This is a genomic window from Kocuria sp. cx-455, assembly GCF_057707085.1.
On the sequence record NZ_JBYIPM010000002.1, the window covers coordinates 1 to 18,211 of the forward strand.

General features: G+C 65.7%; 16 protein-coding genes. 2 read left to right on the forward strand and 14 right to left on the reverse strand.

Features of this window, described 5'->3' with window-relative positions; all coding sequences use genetic code 11:
* Nucleotides 1–320: 320 nt before the first annotated feature.
* From tyrS to AC3ENJ_RS03890, 7 genes are all read right to left on the reverse strand, one after another.
* A complete protein-coding gene (gene tyrS / locus AC3ENJ_RS03860) occupies nt 321–1,625 on the reverse strand; it encodes a tyrosine--tRNA ligase (protein WP_431813145.1) in 1,305 nt (434 codons plus the stop codon).
* Nucleotides 1,626–1,638: 13 nt separating this feature from the next.
* Nucleotides 1,639–3,915, reverse strand: coding sequence for a HelD family protein (locus tag AC3ENJ_RS03865; protein WP_431813146.1), 2,277 nt, complete (start codon nt 3,913–3,915; stop codon nt 1,639–1,641).
* A 102-nt stretch (nt 3,916–4,017) separates the two neighbouring features.
* The gene (locus AC3ENJ_RS03870; protein WP_308495903.1) at nt 4,018–4,545 is read right to left on the reverse strand and encodes an adenine phosphoribosyltransferase; all 528 of its coding nucleotides are present in this window, start codon (nt 4,543–4,545) and stop codon (nt 4,018–4,020) included.
* A 49-nt stretch (nt 4,546–4,594) separates the two neighbouring features.
* On the reverse strand, nt 4,595–5,317 hold the full coding sequence (locus AC3ENJ_RS03875) for a DNA-3-methyladenine glycosylase (protein ID WP_431813147.1): 723 nt from the start codon (nt 5,315–5,317) through the stop codon (nt 4,595–4,597).
* Between the two features lie 12 nt (nt 5,318–5,329).
* The gene (gene argH / locus AC3ENJ_RS03880) at nt 5,330–6,775 is read right to left on the reverse strand and encodes an argininosuccinate lyase (protein WP_190807535.1); all 1,446 of its coding nucleotides are present in this window, start codon (nt 6,773–6,775) and stop codon (nt 5,330–5,332) included.
* Nucleotides 6,776–6,946: 171 nt separating this feature from the next.
* Nucleotides 6,947–8,155 carry an argininosuccinate synthase gene (locus tag AC3ENJ_RS03885; RefSeq protein ID WP_190781575.1) on the reverse strand — a complete coding sequence of 403 codons (1,209 nt, stop codon included), beginning with the start codon at nt 8,153–8,155 and terminating at the stop codon, nt 6,947–6,949.
* Between the two features lie 89 nt (nt 8,156–8,244).
* Complete coding sequence (locus tag AC3ENJ_RS03890) at nt 8,245–9,762, reverse strand: long-chain-fatty-acid--CoA ligase (RefSeq protein ID WP_190781576.1); 1,518 nt, start codon at nt 9,760–9,762, stop codon at nt 8,245–8,247.
* A gap of 181 nt (nt 9,763–9,943) precedes the next feature.
* Here AC3ENJ_RS03890 and AC3ENJ_RS03895 point away from each other — a divergent pair, with 181 nt between their 5' ends.
* Nucleotides 9,944–10,375 carry an ankyrin repeat domain-containing protein gene (locus AC3ENJ_RS03895; protein WP_190781577.1) on the forward strand — a complete coding sequence of 144 codons (432 nt, stop codon included), beginning with the start codon at nt 9,944–9,946 and terminating at the stop codon, nt 10,373–10,375.
* A gap of 25 nt (nt 10,376–10,400) precedes the next feature.
* Here the strand turns inward: AC3ENJ_RS03895 and AC3ENJ_RS03900 are convergent, their stop codons facing one another.
* From AC3ENJ_RS03900 to argC, 6 genes are all read right to left on the reverse strand, one after another.
* Entirely contained in the window at nt 10,401–10,895 is a 495-nt protein-coding gene (locus AC3ENJ_RS03900) for an arginine repressor (RefSeq protein ID WP_190807534.1), read from the reverse strand.
* A complete protein-coding gene (argF, locus tag AC3ENJ_RS03905) occupies nt 10,892–11,866 on the reverse strand; it encodes an ornithine carbamoyltransferase (protein WP_431813148.1) in 975 nt (324 codons plus the stop codon). Before argF ends, AC3ENJ_RS03900 begins: the two co-directional genes overlap by 4 nt.
* Nucleotides 11,867–11,897: 31 nt before the next feature.
* Nucleotides 11,898–13,148 carry an acetylornithine transaminase gene (locus AC3ENJ_RS03910; RefSeq protein WP_431813149.1) on the reverse strand — a complete coding sequence of 417 codons (1,251 nt, stop codon included), beginning with the start codon at nt 13,146–13,148 and terminating at the stop codon, nt 11,898–11,900.
* Entirely contained in the window at nt 13,145–14,092 is a 948-nt protein-coding gene (gene argB, locus AC3ENJ_RS03915; RefSeq protein WP_190781581.1) for an acetylglutamate kinase, read from the reverse strand. The genes AC3ENJ_RS03910 and argB overlap by 4 nt, the downstream gene beginning before the upstream one ends.
* Nucleotides 14,093–14,104: 12 nt before the next feature.
* Nucleotides 14,105–15,310 (reverse strand): bifunctional glutamate N-acetyltransferase/amino-acid acetyltransferase ArgJ, encoded by a 1,206-nt coding sequence (gene argJ, locus AC3ENJ_RS03920; RefSeq protein ID WP_431813150.1) that lies wholly within the window; start codon nt 15,308–15,310, stop codon nt 14,105–14,107.
* 82 nt (nt 15,311–15,392) lie between these two features.
* On the reverse strand, nt 15,393–16,442 hold the full coding sequence (gene argC, locus AC3ENJ_RS03925; RefSeq protein WP_431813151.1) for an N-acetyl-gamma-glutamyl-phosphate reductase: 1,050 nt from the start codon (nt 16,440–16,442) through the stop codon (nt 15,393–15,395).
* Between the two features lie 173 nt (nt 16,443–16,615).
* On the opposite strand from argC, the gene AC3ENJ_RS03930 reads away from it, so the two are divergent.
* Nucleotides 16,616–17,590, forward strand: a complete 975-nt coding sequence (locus AC3ENJ_RS03930) for a quinone oxidoreductase family protein (RefSeq protein ID WP_431813152.1) — start codon at nt 16,616–16,618, stop codon at nt 17,588–17,590.
* A gap of 5 nt (nt 17,591–17,595) precedes the next feature.
* Here AC3ENJ_RS03930 and AC3ENJ_RS03935 read toward each other — a convergent pair whose 3' ends face one another.
* A complete protein-coding gene (locus tag AC3ENJ_RS03935; protein ID WP_431813153.1) occupies nt 17,596–18,192 on the reverse strand; it encodes a hypothetical protein in 597 nt (198 codons plus the stop codon).
* Nucleotides 18,193–18,211: the final 19 nt, after the last annotated feature.

Consider the following 18,211-nt stretch of genomic DNA (forward strand, 5'->3'; position numbering starts at 1 on the left):
ACGGCGGATCTCAGCGATCCTGTCGTTGGTTGAAATTCTCGCTGTCCGCGGCGAACCTCTCGGTTCCGCTCGGAAGCAACTTTTCTATCGTAGTACCTTCTGTTTCGGCGTGTCAACTTGACGTTCCAAGTCGGTACGCTTCCACTTCAGGCAGCTTTCGATTCCGCATGAACAAGGCGCAGGAACAACCTGTGCTGATCTTTACGGGATGTTCACCGCTGCGTTGGCCTTTCGGCCTTGCCCGCGGCGACTCGGACTACATTACACACGGAACGGCACCCGCGCAAAACCTCCGCAAGAACCCCGCGACCGCGCGAGTTTCAGCGGACGGTGACCGCTGCGAGGTTCTTTTTGCCCCTGCGCAACAGCGCGAACCGGCCGTGCAACAGGTCGGCGGATTCCAGTGCGGCCTCGCCGTCGGTGATCTTCTGGTTGTTGACCGAAACGCCACCCTCCTTGACCGTGCGGCGGGCAGCGGACTTGGACTCGGAGAGTCCCGTGGCCACGAGGAGATCAATGATTGTGGTTTGATCCGCGTTGACTTCAGCGTGAGGCAGTTCAGCAGTGACCGACGCCAGGGTTTCCTCGTCGAGGTCGGAGAACTGTCCTTTACCGAAGACGGCGGCCGATGCGGCAATGGCCTTGCGCGTGGCATCTTCACCGTGAACCAGTGTGTTGACCTCGTAGGCCAACGCCTTCTGCGCTTCACGGCGGTACGGTTCGGTCTCCGTGAGACGAGCAAGCTCTTCGATTTCTTCTCGAGTGCGGAAGGTGAAGACCTTGAGACGGTCCACCACATCTGCGTCCGCGGTGTTGAGCCAGAACTGGTAGAACGCGTACGGCGAGGTGAGCTCGGGGTTCAACCAGATCGCGTTGCCCTCGGACTTACCGAACTTGGTGCCGTCCGAATTCGTGATCAACGGAGTACCGATTGCGTGGACGGTGGCGCCCTCGACCTTCCGGACCAGTTCGGTACCCGAGGTCAGGTTGCCCCACTGATCGGAGCCACCGGTCTGCAGCACGCAGTCGTACTCGCGGTACAGGTTCAGGAAATCCATACCCTGCAGGATCTGGTAGCTGAACTCGGTGTAGGAAATGCCCTCGTCCGAGTTGAGCCGTTTGGCGACAATGTCCTTCTTGATCATCGTGCCCACGCGGAAGTTCTTGCCGACGTCCCGCAGGAAATCAATGGCGGACATCTGCGAGGTCCAGTCCAGGTTGTTGACCATGCGCGCGGCGTTCTCCCCGTCGAAGGAGAGGAACCGCTGAACCTGTTCGCGCAACAGTTCAACCCACTCGGCCACGGTTTCGCGGGAATTCAGCACTCGTTCGGAGGTCTGACGCGGGTCACCGATCAAGCCGGTAGATCCACCGACCAAGCCGATGGGGTTGTGCCCACCCAGTTGCAGCCGGCGCAGCAACAACAACTGAACCAGGTGGCCCAGGTGCAGGGAGGCCGCCGTGGGATCGAATCCGCAGTAGTACGTGATCGGCCCCGAGGCGAGGGCTTCCTCGATGGATTGCGGGTCCGTGGACACCTGGACGAGTCCGCGCCAGTTCAGCTCCTCCCACAAGGAGTCGAAGGTCGGATCATTGTGCTGCTTGCTCAGATCGGTGGTTGACACGAGGACCAAGTTATCAGTCCTGCGCCGGCGCGTGAGTTTGGTCCAGGCCCGCTGGCATGCCGTGCGCGGCCACCATGTACAGGCGCTGGGTGGGCCGTGTCATGGCCACGTACAGATTGCCCGCTCCCCCGGCCGAGTCGTTGGCGATGTCTGCTGGTTCTACGACCACCACGGAATCGAATTCCAGCCCCTTGGCATCCCACGGGGTGAGCAGCATGATTTGGCGATCCAGCCGTCGCATCCCCGCGGCGACCAACCCCGGGAACGCCTGATCAAGGGCGGCGGCCACGGACGCGATCGCGTCGCCCGGGCACACGACCCCGATCAGTCCTCCTTCGACCAGCTCGAGTTCCTGGCGCAGTTGCTCGACCACGGCACCGGCCACTTCTTCTCGTCCGGCGACGTTAATCAGAACGGGCTCTTCCCCGTCACGAACCGCGCGCGGGTCCGACACGCGCAGGCCCGCCGCGCGGGCAACTCGCACCGCGGCGTCGGCAATGGGCTGGGGCGTGCGGTAGTTGACCGTGAGTTCCTCCAGGCTGAAGCGATCCCCTACGAATGGTTCCAACGCGTCCTCCCACGTGGTCGCCGCGACGGCATTACCGGCTTGGGCGATGTCCCCGACCACCGTGAACGACTTCATGGGGCACCGGCGCATGAGAACGCGCCACTGCATGGCGGACAGCTCCTGCGCCTCGTCCACAACCACGTGGCCGTAGGCCCACGTCCGGTCCGAGGACGCGGCTTCGGCGGCGGTCATTCGCCGCACCGGCTCCTCGTTCAACGTGGTCAACTGGTCCACCGTGATGATGCCCTGGGCCCCGATGTCCTCGAAGCCCTCCGCCATGGTGGCGAGCACCTTTTCGGCGGACTCGGCGGCTTTGCGCTGTTCGGCTGCCGGGCCTCGCAGCTTGATGCCCGCAGACTCGAAGTCACCGAGAAGCTCGGCGGCTTCGTCGAGCAGGGGAACATCCGCTGCGGTCAGCGGGGCGTCCGGGGCACGGAGCACCCGGGCGATCTGGGCGTCGTCGAGATCGGGGGCCGCCGATCGCAAGTAGTTCTCCTTGGAGAACAACTGACTCACCAGCTGCTGCGGCGTGAGCGGCAACCACAACAGGTTGAGTGCCACGCGAACGTCCCTCGACTGCCGGAGATCCTCGTTGAGGTAAGAACGATCCATGGTGGAACCGGCCTTGTCATTGAGCTGTTGGCCGAGCGTCTCTGCAAGCTGCTTGATGATGGTCTTCACGAACGTCTCGCGCGCCTCGTTGTGGGGCTTGCCGGTGGCGCGGGCCCGTTCCCGGGCATGGCGCACCAGCGAGGGCTTGAGCCGTACAGAGTGACCGTCCACGGTGAGCCAGAGGTTTTTCTCCGGGACCTTCTGCCGGTCGGCCACGGCTCGCTTGATCACGTCCACCATGTGCAGACCGGATTTCCAACGCGCCGCCCACGGGTCTCGTTCGACCTGCCCGCGCACACCGGGGTACAGGTCCGCCAGCGAGGACATCACCACGCCGGTCTCACCCAGCGCGGGAAGCACACGTTCGATGTACCACAGGAACGAGGAGGACGGCCCCACGATGAGCACACCCGACTTCGCCAGGCGTTCACGGTGTTCGTAGAGCAAATAGGCTGCGCGGTGCAGGGCCACCGCAGTCTTTCCCGTACCGGGTCCGCCCTGGACCACCCGCACACCTTTGAGTGGTGCGCGAATGATGCGGTCCTGTTCTGCCTGAATCGTGGCGACGATGTCGTTCATGCGACCGGTGCGGGTCTTGTTCAGCGCGGCGAGCAGCGCACCCTCGCCCCTGACGATCTCGTCCCGTTCCACGGCATCGGTGTCGAAGACGTCGTCCTCGATGGCGGTGACGGCACGTTTTTCCATGATCAGGTGGCGACGCCGCGCGAGCCCCTGAGTGTTGCGCGCGGTTGCTTGGTAGAACGCGCCGGCTTCCCGCGCACGCCAGTCCAGCACGAGGCGTTGGTGGTCCTCGGTGGCCAGTCCCAGTCGACCCACGTAGTACCGTTCGTCGTCCTCGGTGTCGAGGCGTCCGAAAACGAGGCGTTCATCCACCGATTCCAGTTGTGTCAGGCGGTCCTCGTAATGACTGGCGAAAGCATCGCGTTCGGATTTCGCTTGGTGGCCGCCGCCGTAGTCGCTGCGGCGCACCTTGGAGAGTTCACGGCCGTTGGCAACGCGCAATTCGTCGAGACGCTCGTACGCCTGGGCAACGTAAGCCCGTTCCAGCTCGAGCTGCTGGGCGGTTCTGTCTGACGCGGACTCGGTCACGCAATTCACCTCACGGGGACGAAAACGACCGCCGGTTCCATAACCGGCGGTCGTCAATCCTATCGCGCTCCCGAGACCCGACAGGCCAGGGGGGAGAGAAATTCAGACGCGCAGCAGTGCGCGGACCCGGTGGCCGCCCAATTGCGCGCGGCCGCGCAGGGCGGTGAGTTCCATGATGACGCCGAAGCCCGCCACGTTGAACCCGGCGCGGGTCAGCAGCGAGGCGGAGGCACCCAGGGTCCCGCCGGTGGCCAGGACATCATCGAGGACGAGCACCCGCGATCCCCGCGGCACGTCATCCGTGTGGATTTCCAGGGTTTCGGTGCCGTATTCCAGGTCGTACTGCTGCGAAATGGTCTCCCGGGGCAGTTTGCCCTTCTTCCGCACGGGGACAATGCCCACCCCGGAGGCGTACGCCACGGCGGAGGCAATCATGAACCCGCGCGCTTCCACCCCGGCCACACAGTCGTACTGACCCCGGAAGGCGTCGGCTAGGGCATCCACGGTTCGTGCGAATCCGTCACCGTCCGCGAACAGCGGCGTGAGATCACGGAACAACACCCCCGGTTCCGGGTGGTCCGGGATCTTGGCGCACAACCGGTCAATCATCTGCTCTACGGATTCAGTCACCGGACCATCGTATCCGTCGCGGTCACCGCATGAGCCGTTCACGCGGTTGCTACAAGCGGGTTCTTCGTTTCTTGACGGCCGCTTTTCGGTAGGGAGAGACCGTTGGGTCGTGTTTCAGCGCAAATCGCCATGGGAAAGCGTCGGTTCCGCCCTCCCCCGAAACGCCGGTGCGCGCGGTCCTCACAACCTCCAGCTGCCCCGCGCGGCCCGGCAGGAACAGCCCCGTCCAGGGTTTCGGATACCCGGGGTTCTCGGTCACGAGACGCTGCGCGGCGAGTACGGGATCCGGGGAGCTACCCAGGTAACGCAAGGGAGCGCCGTCGTCCGAGCGGTCCAGGGCGAGCGCTTGGGCCACGTTGCCCGGCCCACGTGCCAGACCCGCGTGCGGTGGTTCGGTGGCGCGGTGGGCACTACGCCGACGCCGCGCGGCGTCCTCCCCCGCCACGACCTCCCCGGAGCGAATGAGGCAGCCGCCCGCCTGCTCGTCGGGACGACACACCAGGTTGAGCGCATGGTGGAGACCGTAGGTGAAGTACACGTAGAGGTGGGCCGGAGGGCCGAACATCGACGCGTTACGGGCCGTTCTGCCGCGATAGGTGTGCGCCCCTGGATCCGGTAGGTCGGAATCGGCCGGGCCACCGTAGGCCTCGACCTCACTCAGCCGTAGCGCCACAGTGGCCTGCTGGTCGCAACGCACCAGGACAGCCCCCAGCAGCGCCGGAGCTGCCTCCGGCGCCGTTGCGGACAAGAGTTCTTCGAGCGGATTATTCATGGACCCGACGCGTCAGGAAACGATCGCCCGGCGCGACTCGAAAGCCGCCAGTTCGTCCAGCTGCCGCTTGAGTTCTGCGAGTTGCTCGGCCACAGCGGCCGGCGCCGTGCCGCCCTGCGAGTTACGCGAGTTCAGGGATCCTTCGACGGTGAGCACCTCGCGCACCTGCGGGCTGAGGCGCTCCGAGATGTGAGTGAACTGGTCGTCGGTGAGGTCCCACAGCTCAATGCCGTTTTCCTCACACACGCGTACGGCGTCCCCGGAGATCTCATGGGCCTCGCGGAACGGGACGCCCTGGCGGACGAGCCATTCGGCAACATCGGTGGCCAGGGCGAAACCCTGCGGGGCCAGCTCGGCCAGGCGTTCGGGGTGGAAAACGAGCGTGCCCATCATCCCGGACACGGCGGGCAACAGGACCTCGAGTTGATCGATCGCGTCGAAGACCGGTTCCTTGTCCTCCTGTAGGTCGCGGTTGTAGGCCAGCGGCAGACCCTTGAGCGTGGCCAGCAGACCGGTGAGGTCACCGATGAGGCGGCCGGCCTTGCCGCGGGCGAGCTCGGCGACGTCGGGATTCTTCTTCTGCGGCATGATCGAGGATCCGGTGGAGAAGGAATCGTCCAGCGTCACGAACGAGAATTCCTTGGTGGCCCACGTGGTGACCTCTTCGCTCATGCGCGAGATATCCACGGCGGCCATCGCGGTGACCCAGGCGAATTCGGCGTAGACGTCCCGAGCGGCCGTGCCGTCGATCGAGTTGAACACGGCGGAGTCAAAACCGAGCTCCGCGGCCACGGCGTTGGGGTCCAGGCCCAGGGAGGAACCGGCCAGCGCACCGGAACCGTAGGGGGACACGGCCGCGCGCTTGTCCCAGTCCACCAGTCGTTGCACGTCGCGCAGCACCGCCCACGCGTGAGCGAGCAGGTGATGGGACAGCAGGACGGGCTGGGCGTGTTGCAGGTGGGTGCGGCCCGGCATGGGTGCGTACGGATAGCGCTCGGCCTGCGAGATCAGCGCTCGCACGACATCCAACAGGTCCTTGGCAATGATCGCCGCGTGGTCGCGCAGGTACATGCGACCCAGCGTGGCGATCTGGTCGTTGCGGGAACGGCCGGCTCGCAGCTTGCCGCCCAGCTGGGGCCCGGCGCGTTCGATGAGGCCGCGTTCCAAGCAACCGTGCACGTCCTCATCAGATTCGGCGGGAGCATAGGCGCCGGACCGGACATCGGCCTCGAGCTGATCGAGCGCGGCAATCATGGCATCCAGTTCTTCCGCCCTGAGCAGTCCGGCCGTGTGGAGCACGCGAGCATGAGCGCGGGAACCCGCAATGTCATAGGGAGCCAACCGCCAGTCGAACTGCGTGGACTTACTCAGTGCGGCCAGTGCATCCGCCGGTCCGCCGGCAAAACGACCGCCCCACAGGGCGCCCTCGTTGGTTCCGTGCTGCTGGTGCTGGGCCATGCTGCTCCTTGCTCGCGAGGTGGTGCTCGTTGGGGTTGCGGTGCCGGGACGCCAACGGGTCCCGGGTCGACGCTACCGGCACTGGGTCCGGGCCGTCCGTGACTATTCCGGGCGTGAATCCGGCCGGGCTCCAGTCTAGGAGCCCGGCCGGTCATGATGCGGCTATGTCGTTTAGTACTCTCCCGCCAAGCGCTGTTCGCGCTGGGAAGCAACCTTTGACGACATGCCGAACAGCTCGATGAAGCCGCGGGCATTGGACTGGTCGAAGGAGTCACCTTCGTCGTAGGTGGCCAGGTTGAAGTCGTACAGGCCGGTGTCCGAACGGCGACCGGTCACGGTGGCGCGGCCGGCATGCAGCTCGATACGAATGTCACCGTTGACGTACTTCTGGGTGTCGTCCACGAAGACGTCCAGGGACTTCTTCAGCGGCGAGAACCACTGACCGTCGTAGACCAGTTCGGTCCAGCGCTGATCCACGGTCTTCTTGAACCGGGCCTGCTCACGTTCGAGCGTCACGTTCTCGAGTTCGCGGTGCGCCGCGATCAGGGTCATGGCACCGGGGGCCTCGTAGATCTCACGGGACTTGATCCCCACCAAACGGTCCTCGACAATGTCAATCCGGCCCACACCCTGAGCACCGGCCCGGCGGTTGAGTTCCTGGATCGCCTGCAACGCAGTCACCGGCTTGTCGTCGATCGCGACCGGGACACCCTCCTTGAAGGTGATGATGAGCTCGTCCGCGGGCGGCGGGAACGTGGGGTCGTCCGTGTAGTCGTAGACGTCCTTGGTGGGACCGTTCCAGATGTCCTCCAGGAAGCCGGTCTCCACGGCGCGGCCCCACACGTTCTGGTCGATCGAGAAGGGGTTCTTCTTGGTCGTGACGATCGGCAGGTTGTTCTTCTCCGCATAGGCAATGGCCTTTTCACGGGTCAGGGCCAGGTCGCGGACCGGGGCGATGCACTTGAGGTCCGGGCCCAGGGTCTGGATACCGACTTCGAAGCGAACCTGATCGTTGCCCTTACCGGTGCAACCGTGAGCCACGGTGGTGGCACCGAACTGCTTGGCCGCCTTGACCAAGTGCTTGACGATCACGGGGCGGGAGACGGCAGACACCAGCGGGTACGCATCCATGTACATGCCGTTGGCCTTCAAGGCCGGCATGCAGTATTCATCGGCGAACTCGTCCCGGGCATCGGCCACGTAGGCCTCGACCGCGCCGCAGTCCAGGGCGCGCTGGCGAATGGTCTCCAGATCCTCGCCGCCCTGGCCCACGTCAACGGCCACGGCAATGACCTCGGCACCCGTGGCTTCACCGATCCACCCGATAGCCACGGAAGTATCGAGACCTCCGGAGTATGCCAACACAACGCGATCACTCACGGTGCTCTCCTCACTTTGCTGCACGACGAAAACTTTGCGCGGGGATCAGGCCCGCACCTCAATGCATGACTATACAGGAGTTCCTTTAATTATGCATTGAGGGTGAGTTCGCGCTTGAGGATTTTGCCGGTGGGGCCCTTGGGGAGCTCGTCCAGCACCTTGTAGTGCCGGGGGTACTTGTACTTGGCCACACGTTCCTGGACGAACGCATCCAGCTCCTTGGTCACGTCCTCGACGCTGCGCTCGCCCAGTTCCTTGGGGTCGAAAACGACGACGGCGCCCACCTCCTCCCCGTGTTTCTCGTCCGGCACGCCCAGCACGGCGGCTTCCACCACGCCGGGGAACTGGTACAGGACCTCCTCGATCTCGCGGGGATACACGTTGTAACCGCCGCGCAGGATCATGTCCTTCTTGCGGTCCACGATGTAGTACACGCCGTCATCGTCCCGGCGTGCCATGTCCCCGGTGTGGAACCAGCCGTCTCGAATGGCCGCTTCCGTGGCCCCGGGATTGCGCCAGTATCCCTTCATCACGTACTGCCCCCGGACCACCAACTCCCCCACATCGCCGGTGGCGACCGGTTGGTCCTGACCGTCCACGATGTCCAGTTCCGCTCCGTCCACCGGGGTCCCGATGGAACCGGGTTTGCGAATTCCGTCGGGTTGATTCAGCGAGACCACCGGTGACGTTTCCGACAATCCATAGCCCTCGTGCACGGTCGTGTTGAAGACCTTCTCGAACTTTTCGAGAACTTCGACGGGCATGGGCGAACCACCAGAGAGAGTCGCCCGCAGGTTGATGCCCTCCACCGCTTCCGGCCCGATCTGATTCACGGCATGCAGCAGGGCAACATACATGCTGGGTACACCCACGAACACGGTGACCTTGTCCCGGCGCAGGATCTCCAGGGCCTTGATCGGGTCGAATCGGGGCAGCAACGTGACGGAGGCACCCGCGGAAACAACTCCGTTGAGCGCAACGGTCTGGCCGAACACGTGGAAGAACGGAAGTCCACCGAACTTCACATCCTCTTCGGTCAGGGAAAATCCGTTGGCGGACATGATGGCGTTCGACCGTAGATTGAGGTGGGTCAACTCCGCGCCCTTGGGTTTGCCCGTGGTGCCCGAGGTGTACAGCAGCACGGCGGTGTCGCTATCGGCGACCTCGGCCACGTCGTAGTCGGGTTCCACACCCTGTAGCTCCTGAAGGGTCTCCTGCGCACCAATGGCCACCACCGGGATGTCACCGACGTCCTTGGCGGCCTGCCGACTGGGCTCGATCATGGCCTCCCACGTCAACACCGCGGAAACCTCGGCGTTGGTGAAGTGGTAGCTGAGCTCCCGCGGGGTCAACAGCGGGTTGAGAGGAACCACGATGGCTCCGATACGCAAAATCGCGTAGTACAGCACGGGCATGTGGGGGACATTGGGCATAACCATGGCCACGCGGTCACCCGGCTTGATCCCCTGCGCCTTGAGCATCGTGGCCGCCCGTGCCGAGAGGTCGTTGAGTTGCGCGTAGGTGACCCGGGTGTCATCCAGGATGATCACGGGGCGCTCCGGAAAACGGCCGGCGGAATCAGTGAGCAGGGTGGCCACGTTGGACATGAATAATCTCCCGATAGCTGTAGTGATCTGTGACACATGAGACTGCCAGTATCGGGTAACAGAGTCAACGCGACGCTCCGTGGTCGCCACCAGCATGTCGCAGTGCCATGGGACACTGTTCTGGTGGCTCCCCGAGCTCGGAGATGCCCCGTCATGTCAGATCGTTCAGGAGGAACCGCCCGTGTCCGCATCGGAGAACAATGCCCAGCAGCCGCAGTTGAGCGACGAAGAAATCGAATATGTCACGTCCCTCTTCGACGCGGCCCGCGAGGGTAGGAACGACTTCTTGAGGGAGGCACTCGCGGCGGGTGTTCCGGCCAACCTGACCAATGCAAAGGGCGACACGCTGCTGAACCTGGCGGCCTACCAGGAGCAGGAAGAGACCGTGTTCATGCTCCTGGACCACGGTGCGGACACCGAGCGCGTGAGCGACGCGGGGTTCACCGCGTTACTCTGCGCGGTGTTCCGCGGCAATGAGCCCATTACGCGCAGGCTTTTGGAAGCCGGCGCGGGTCAGGCCACGGGTAACCAGCACGCCCAGGACGTGGCCAAGGTGTTCGGGCAGGAAAACCTGTTGCCCGTGCTCCAGGAGTTCGAACCCCGCGAGTCCTAACCACGGCGGATCCGGGCGTCTCGGTTCAGCGGGCCAGGTCCAGGAATTTCTGGGCCACGGCTCCCCCGCCGCGGGGATCCCGACAGACGATCATGATGGTGTCGTCCCCGGCAATGGTGCCCAGGATGTCCGGGAGCACCGAATGGTCGATCGCGGAGGCGAAGTACTGGGCGGCTCCGGGCGGGGTGCGCAGGATCACCAAGTTCGCACTCGCTTCCGCAGTGACCAACAGGTCCTTGCACAGTCCGGCGAGGCGCGCGTCCAGGGTTTCCCGGGTGATACCGCTCGCGGGTGAGCGATCCGCGCCCGCCTGGGGAACCGCATAGACCAGCCCACCTTCCGGGGAGCGCACCCGCACGGCTTCGAGTTCGACGAGGTCGCGGGACAGCGTGGCCTGGGTGACCTGAACGCCGTCGGCGGCAAGCAGGTCGGCCAGCTCCGCTTGGGAGTGGACGTCCCCGCCGATCACCAACTCGATGATGCGGGCCTGCCGGGCGGTCTTGGTGGTGGGAATGCTCACTGCCGCCCCCCGGCGCGGCGCAGTGACCGGGGCCGATCCGCGGACAGCCCCGAGGAGTCCAACAGCCACGTGAGCAGCGCCTTCTGGGCATGCACGCGGTTCTCGGCCTCGTCCCAGACCAGCGATGCCGGGCCGTCGATCACCTCCGCCTCGACCTCAATACCGCGGTACGCGGGCAGGCAGTGCAGGAACACCGCGTTCTCGGCGGCCTGCGCCATGGCCTCGGTCGTCACGGAGTAGGGTCGGAAGATCTCGGCGCGCTCGGCCTTCTCGGCCTCCTGTCCCATGGACACCCACGTGTCGGTGACCACCGCGTGCGCGCCCGCGAGCGCTTCACCCATGTCGGTGGTGACCACCACGGAGCCGCCGGTCTCCGCGGCGCGTTCGCGGGCGGCGTCGACAACATCCTGGCTGGGCAGGTGTGAGGCGGGGCCGGAAATGCGCACGTGCATGCCCGCGGTGGCGCAACCGAGCATGTAGGAATTGGCCATGTTGTTGGCGGCGTCACCCACGTAGGTCAGCGTGCGGCCCTTGACGTCACCGAACCGCTCGCGGAGTGTGAGCAGGTCCGCGAGGATCTGGCACGGATGGTAGTCGTCGGAGAGTCCGTTGATCACCGGCACGGTGCTGTGCTCGGCCATCTCTTCCAACCCTGACTGGTCGAAGGTGCGCCACACGACGGCGGCGAGCATGCGGGAGAACACGCGGGAGCTGTCCGCGATGGTCTCCTTATGACCCAGCTGGGACTCCCCCGGGTTGATGATGAGCGGATTGCCGCCCAGGTCTGCTATCCCGGTCGCAAAGGACACCCTGGTGCGCGTGGAGGTCTTGTCGAAAATGACACCCACGGTTTGCGGCCCGGCCAGGGGACGGCGGCTGAACCGATCGGCTTTCAACGCCGCGGCCAGCTCCAGGACCTGTTCCTGTTCCTGGGGGTTCAGATCGGTATCGACCAGAAAATGACGCAACACGTGGTTTCCTCCTGCGAATGAATGACGTCTGTTATGAACCGGCGAGCTCGGCGCGGGCAGCGCCGATGATGCCCGGAAGAGCCGCGACAAAACTGTCGGTGTCCGCCGTGGTGATGATCAGCGGCGGGGCGAGGCGCACGGTTGCGGGGCCCGTCGCATTGATGATGAATCCGGCCTTGCGGGCCGCGGTGACCACGGCGGGGGCAAGAGCCTGCTCCGGCGAGTCCTGGACCAGATCGATGCCGATCAGCAGGCCGTGTTGCCGCACTTCGCGCACGTCCGACTGGTCCTTCAACGCGGCCGCCAGGTGCGCGCCCACGGCCGAGGCATTGCCCAGCAGACCGTCGTTCTTGATGACGTCCAGCGTGGCCGACGCCGCCGCGGTCGCCAGGGGGTTGCCACCGAACGTGGTGCCGTGCTGGCCCGCGGTCAAAAGATTCGACACCTCCGCACCCGCGGTGATCATGGCCCCGATGGGAAAGCCGCCGCCGAGCCCTTTGGCCAGGGTGACGGCGTCCGGGAACTCGCGCTCGGGCAGCTGGGCCGTGGCTGCCAGCCACTGCCCGGTGCGTCCGATGCCGGACTGCACCTCATCCACGATCAAGAGGGCCCGGTGTTCGCGGGTCAGTTCGCGCGCGCGGGTCAGGAACCCCTCGGGCAGAGCGTGCACACCCGATTCGCCCTGCACCGGTTCCACGATGAGCGCCGATACGGTGCCGTCCAGCTCCTTCTCGAGCGCCTCGATGGTCGCCGGAATGTGGGTGACTCCCCCGGGCAACGGTTCGAAAGGCGCGCGGTAGGCCTCCTTGGCGGTGAGGGCCAACGAGCCCATGGTGCGGCCGTGGAAGGCGTTCTCGAGCGCGAGCACCCGGGTGCGCGGGGCGCCGTCGGGACCGGGGTGGGCTGCACCGTGCCGGCGGGCGAGCTTGAAGGCCGCCTCGTTGGCCTCGGATCCCGAATTGGCGAAGAAGACGTGGGATCCCTCGGGCGCGCCGGTCAGCTCAAGCAGCTGATGCGCAAGGGAGATCCCCTGCGGCGAGGTGAACAGGTTGGAGATGTGCGCGAGCCTGCCCGCTTGCTCGCTGACCGCCGTCACCCATGCCGGGTGTGCATAACCAATGGAGTTCACGGCAATTCCGCCGAGCAGGTCGAGGTAGCGCTTGCCGTTGGCGTCCTTCACATGGACGCCCTGGCCCTCGGTGAGCACCAGGGCGGGATCCCCGAAAACACCCAGCAGGTTGTCCTTGTAGTCCTGAAGCAGTTCGTTCTGTGAGTCGCTCATTGCTTGTCTCCGTCCGGGGTGACCTCGGTGCCGATGCCCGTGTCCGTGAAAAGTTCCAGCAGTGACGAGTGCGCGGAGCGCCCGTCCACAATGGATGCCCGCGGCACACCGTTGTCCACGGCGCGCAGGGCCGCCTGCATTTTGGGGATCATGCCGGATTCGAGCCCCGGCAGCATGTCCCGCAGCTCGGTGGTGGTCAGTGAGGAAATCAGGGAGGACTTGTCCGGCCAGTTCGCGTAGACACCCTCAACGTCCGTCAAGGCCACGAACTTCTCGGCTCCCAGGGCCACGGCGACCTCGGCCGCGGCGGTGTCCGCATTGACGTTGAGCACCTCACCCGTGAGATCGCCGGAACCGTCCGAGGCGGCCGGATCATCGGCCAGCTCGGGCGCGATCGAGGCGATCACCGGGATCTTTCCGATGTCGATGAGCTGTTCGACGGCCGCGGTATTGACCTTCTCTACGGTCCCCACCAGGCCGAGGTCCAGCGGCTGACCGTCGGAACCCGTGCGGATCCTGCGTGCCTGCAACAGCCCGGCATCCTCACCGGACATGCCCACGGCGTACGGGCCGTGCGCGTTGATGAGACCCACGAGTTCACGCCCCACCTGGCCGGTGAGCACCATGCGGATCACACCCATGGCCTCGCGAGAGGTCACGCGCAACCCGTCCTTGAACTCGGACGGGATGTTCAGGGTGGACAACATGGCGCTGATCTGGGGGCCGCCGCCGTGGACGACCACGGGCTTGATGCCCACGTGACGCAGAAAGACCATGTCCTCCGCAAAGGCGCGGCGCAGATCGTCATTGATCATGGCGTTGCCGCCGTACTTGAAGACCATGACGGACCCGGCGTAGCGCTGGATCCAGGGCAGGGCCTCCATAAGTGTTTCCGCCTTGGTCTGGGCGGTTTCGTACCGGGTGTTATCGCTGAAACGTGACATGACGGGCGCGCGTCAGCTGGAGTACGCGCTGTTCTCCTCAACGTAATCGTGGGTGAGGTCGTTGCTCCACACCGTGGCCTGGTGATTGCCGGCCTTCAGGTCGATGACAATGTCCACGGCGCGGGCGGCGGCCATGTCCACGGTGTCACGGGAGTCCCCGATGGCCCCGTTGCGGCACACCATGACCCCGTTGATGGTCACGTCGATCCGGTCCGGATCGAACTGCGCGCTCGTGGTACCCACGGCCGAGAGCACCCGGCCCCAGTTGGGGTCGTTGCCGAACACCGCGGTCTTGAGCAGGGCGGAACGGGACACCGCGCGGGAGACGTCCTCCGCCTCGGTCTCGGTGGCCGCTCCCACGGTGGTGATCGCAATGTCGTGGGAGGCACCCTCGGCGTCGGTGATCAGTTGCTGGGCCAAACTGTGGCACACGGCGGTGAGCGCACGGGTGAACTCCACTTCGTCCGCGGTGGTCCCGGAGGCCCCGGATGACATGAGAGTCACCGTGTCATTGGTGGACATGCAGCCGTCCGAGTCCGTGCGGTTGAACGTCACGCGGCAGGCCTCGCGCAGAGCGCGGCCCAGGACCTCGGAGGGCAGTTTCGCATCCGTGGTGATGACCACGAGCATGGTCGCCAGCCCCGGCGCGAGCATGCCCGCCCCCTTGGCGATGCCTCCGACAGTCCAGCCGTCTCGCGCGGCGCACGCCTGTTTGGAGACGGAGTCGGTGGTCATGATGGCCTCCGCGGCGGCCTGGCCCGCCTCGGGCCCGGCCGCGAGCGCGTCGGTCAACGCCGGGATTCCCGCCCGCATCACGTCCATGGGCAGTTGCTCGCCGATCAGACCGGTCGAACACACGAGGACGTCGCCGGCGCCCACGTCCAAACGATCGGCCACCAGCTCCGCCGTTTCATGGGTGTTCTGGAACCCCCGGGTGCCGGTGCATGCATTGGCTCCCCCGGAGTTGAGAATCACCGCGTGGGAGGTGCCCTGGCGGATGACTTCGCGGGACCAGTGCACGGGTGCGGCGGCCACGCGGTTGGAGGTAAACACGGCCGCGGCGGCGAACTCCGGGCCGTCGTTGACGACCAGGGCCAGATCCTTGCCACCGGAGGCCTTGAAGCCGGCCTCCACACCGGCGGCACGGAAACCGGCAGCGGCGCACACGCCATAGGTCGTGTCCACCGTGATGTCGGGAACGGGGTTGTGGGATTGCATGAGAACTCCTGGGAGCGTCAAAGGTGAGGGGCGTGGGCGCTGTAAGCGAGCGGCGTCGGACGCGCCGCATCTCAGTGCTGGCTCAGGGAGCGAGACCCTGGAGGTGAAGTCCCGCTGTTTCCGGCAGGCCCAGTGCGATGTTGACGGACTGAACGGCGCCGCCGGCCGTGCCCTTGGTGAGGTTGTCCAGCACCGCGCTGACGATCAGCCTGTTGGCGTGCGGGTCCACCGCGAGTTGCAGTGCCACGTGGTTGGATCCGACCACGGACTTGGTGGTAGGCCACTGGCCCCGGGGCAGCACGGTGATGAACGGTTCGTCCGCGTAGGCCTCCCGGTAGGTCGCCAGTGCCGACTCGAGCGTGGTGCCCTTGGCCAACGGCGCCGTGGCTGTGGTCAGGATCCCGCGGGGCATGGGAGCGAGCGTGGGCGTGAACGAGATGCTGACATCCTGGCCCGAGGCCCAGCCCAGCCCCTGCTCGATCTCCGGCGTGTGGCGATGACCGCCGCCCACGCCGTACGGGGACATGCTGCCCATCACCTCCGCCCCGAGCAGATGCGGCTTGGCGGCTTTACCCGCACCGGAGGTACCGGAAGCGGAGACAATCACGATGTCGCGCGTGGACACGAGCCCCGCGGCGACCGCCGGCGCCAGCGCCAGCAAAGAACCCGTGGGATAGCATCCGGGCACGGCGATGCGCGTGGTGCCGCCGAGTTTCTCCCGCTGTTTGGTCCCGTTGGCAGCGATGATGAGCTCGGGCAGACCGTAGGGCCAATGACCGGCGTGGCTACCACCGTAGAACGTGTCCCAGGCTTCGGTGGATTCCAACCGATGGTCCGCACCGGCATCCACGACCACGGTGTTCTCCGGCAGCTGCGCGGCGATCTCCGCCGACTGGCCGTGCGGCAGGGCCAAGAAGACGATGTCATGACCGGACAGGTTCTCGGGACTGGTCTCGACGACCTCCATCTCGGCCAGCGCATGCAGATGCGGCTGCAGGGCCCCCAGTCGCTGACCCGCCGTGGAGTGACCGGTCACGGTGGACACGGTGATGTCCGGGTGGCCGGCGAGCAGGCGCAGGACCTCTCCGCCCGCGTAGCCGGTGGCTCCTGAAACAGCTGCGGTGTACGTCATACCGGTCAGCATACCGCATGGATATACAGTGTGCCCGATATTTATACATTTTGCGTTCCGGGCAGCACCGAGCGTCGAGGAGTTGGCGCAACCGGGGTTGAACCGATCGGTGTGGAGCGTAAGACTGACCGTACCCATTGACTACCGGCGCGCTCGCGCCCGGAGGAGACAGCGTGAACGACACCATGAAAGCCATTGCCGCGCGGGAAAGCGGCGGCCCGGACGTCCTACAACCGGACGACGTGGAGATCCCCAGGCCCGGACCCGGACAGGTCTTGGTGCGCACCGCGGCAACGGGGGTGAACTTCATCGAGACGTACCAGCGCGAGGGCGTGTACTCCGTGGATCACCCGTTCACTCCCGGTTCCGAGGGCGCCGGCGTGGTGAGCGCCGTGGGTGAGGACGTCACGTCGGTGTCGGTGGGGCAGCGGGTGGCCACCTCGGAAGCCATCCGCACCTACGCCCAGTACTTCGTGGTCGACGCGGAAAAGGCCATGCCGGTTCCGGACGGCATGTCCGATCACGACGCCGCCGCCCTCCCCCTGCAGGGACTCACCGCCCACTACCTGGTGCGCTCCACGTTCGAGCTCAAGCCCGAGCACACCGCCGTGATCACCGCTGCCTCCGGCGGCGTGGGCGGGCTCGCCATTCAGCTCATGAAGCGCATTGGTGCCACGGTCATTGCGTTGACCTCGACCGAGGAAAAGGCGACCACGGCGCGTGAGTTGGGCGCCGATCACGTCCTGGGTTACGAGGGTTTCGCGGACAGGGTCCGAGACCTCACGGACGGCCGCGGCGCGGACGTGGTGTACGACTCTGTGGGCAAGAGCACCTTTGACGAGTCACTGAAGGCCGCGCGCGTACGCGGCACGGTGGTGCTGTTCGGTGGGTCGTCCGGTCAAGTTCCGCCGTTCGACATCCAGCGCCTCAACGGGTCGGGTGCACTGTTCCTGACCCGCCCGTCGCTGGCGTTCTACCTCCGTGACGCGCAGGAACGCACCTGGCGCTGGAAGGAACTCACGGACGCCGTGGTGGCCGGGGACCTGAAGGTGCGGGTGGGCGGCACCTACCCCCTCGCCGAGGCGTCCCGGGCTCACATGGACCTGGAATCCCGCGCAACACAGGGCAAGCTGCTGTTGCTGCCGTAATCCGGTCAGCGCGCGCGGCGATTGAGGGCGCGCACTCCCCACACCGTGCCCGCAACGGACAGCAACGACAGTGCCGCCAGAACGCCCGCTTTCACCCGCTGGCCCGTCACGGTGGAATCGGTAATGCCCTCGCCGTAGCTGCCGGGCTCATCCGTGTCCATGATGCGCAACTGACCGTCGTCCACGGCCACGAGCGCGTCCACCGCCTCCGGGAAGTCGGAGTCCTGTTGCCCGGTCTCCGTGCCCCGGAACGTGATCTGCTCGCCCCCCTCGGCCTGGGCCGGATCGTTCAACCCATTGTCGAACGGGTGGTCCTTGAGCAGCTCGTTGTCGGGCATGATGCCGGCGTAAATACCGTTGTAATCCTTGGTCACCAGATCGTGGGTCATGGTCTGGTAGGTGCCGGAGACCACCATGGAGTTCCCGGCCCAGTCCGCGAGCCGCCCCGCCTTGTCGAAGGACAGCAGGGACGCGACGGCGAGAATCAGTGCCACCACGACGCCCACGAGCACGACCAGCACGATGCGCCAGCCACCGGCTCTGCTGCGCCGGGGCGGCTCCTGCTCGTCGAAGTCAAAGAACTCGTGGGTGTCGTGTGACAAAAATTCTCCTCTGCTACGT

Coding starts and splice junctions, on each gene's coding strand:
- AC3ENJ_RS03875 (WP_431813147.1), bottom strand. CDS start 5,317: ATGAATAATCCGCTCGAAGAACTCTTGTCCGCAACGGCGCCGGAGGCA.
- argH (WP_190807535.1), bottom strand. CDS start 6,775: ATGGCCCAGCACCAGCAGCACGGAACCAACGAGGGCGCCCTGTGGGGC.
- AC3ENJ_RS03890 (WP_190781576.1), bottom strand. CDS start 9,762: ATGTCCAACGTGGCCACCCTGCTCACTGATTCCGCCGGCCGTTTTCCG.
- AC3ENJ_RS03910 (WP_431813149.1), bottom strand. CDS start 13,148: ATGAGCGACTCACAGAACGAACTGCTTCAGGACTACAAGGACAACCTG.
- argB (WP_190781581.1), bottom strand. CDS start 14,092: ATGTCACGTTTCAGCGATAACACCCGGTACGAAACCGCCCAGACCAAG.
- argJ (WP_431813150.1), bottom strand. CDS start 15,310: ATGCAATCCCACAACCCCGTTCCCGACATCACGGTGGACACGACCTAT.
- argC (WP_431813151.1), bottom strand. CDS start 16,442: ATGACGTACACCGCAGCTGTTTCAGGAGCCACCGGCTACGCGGGCGGA.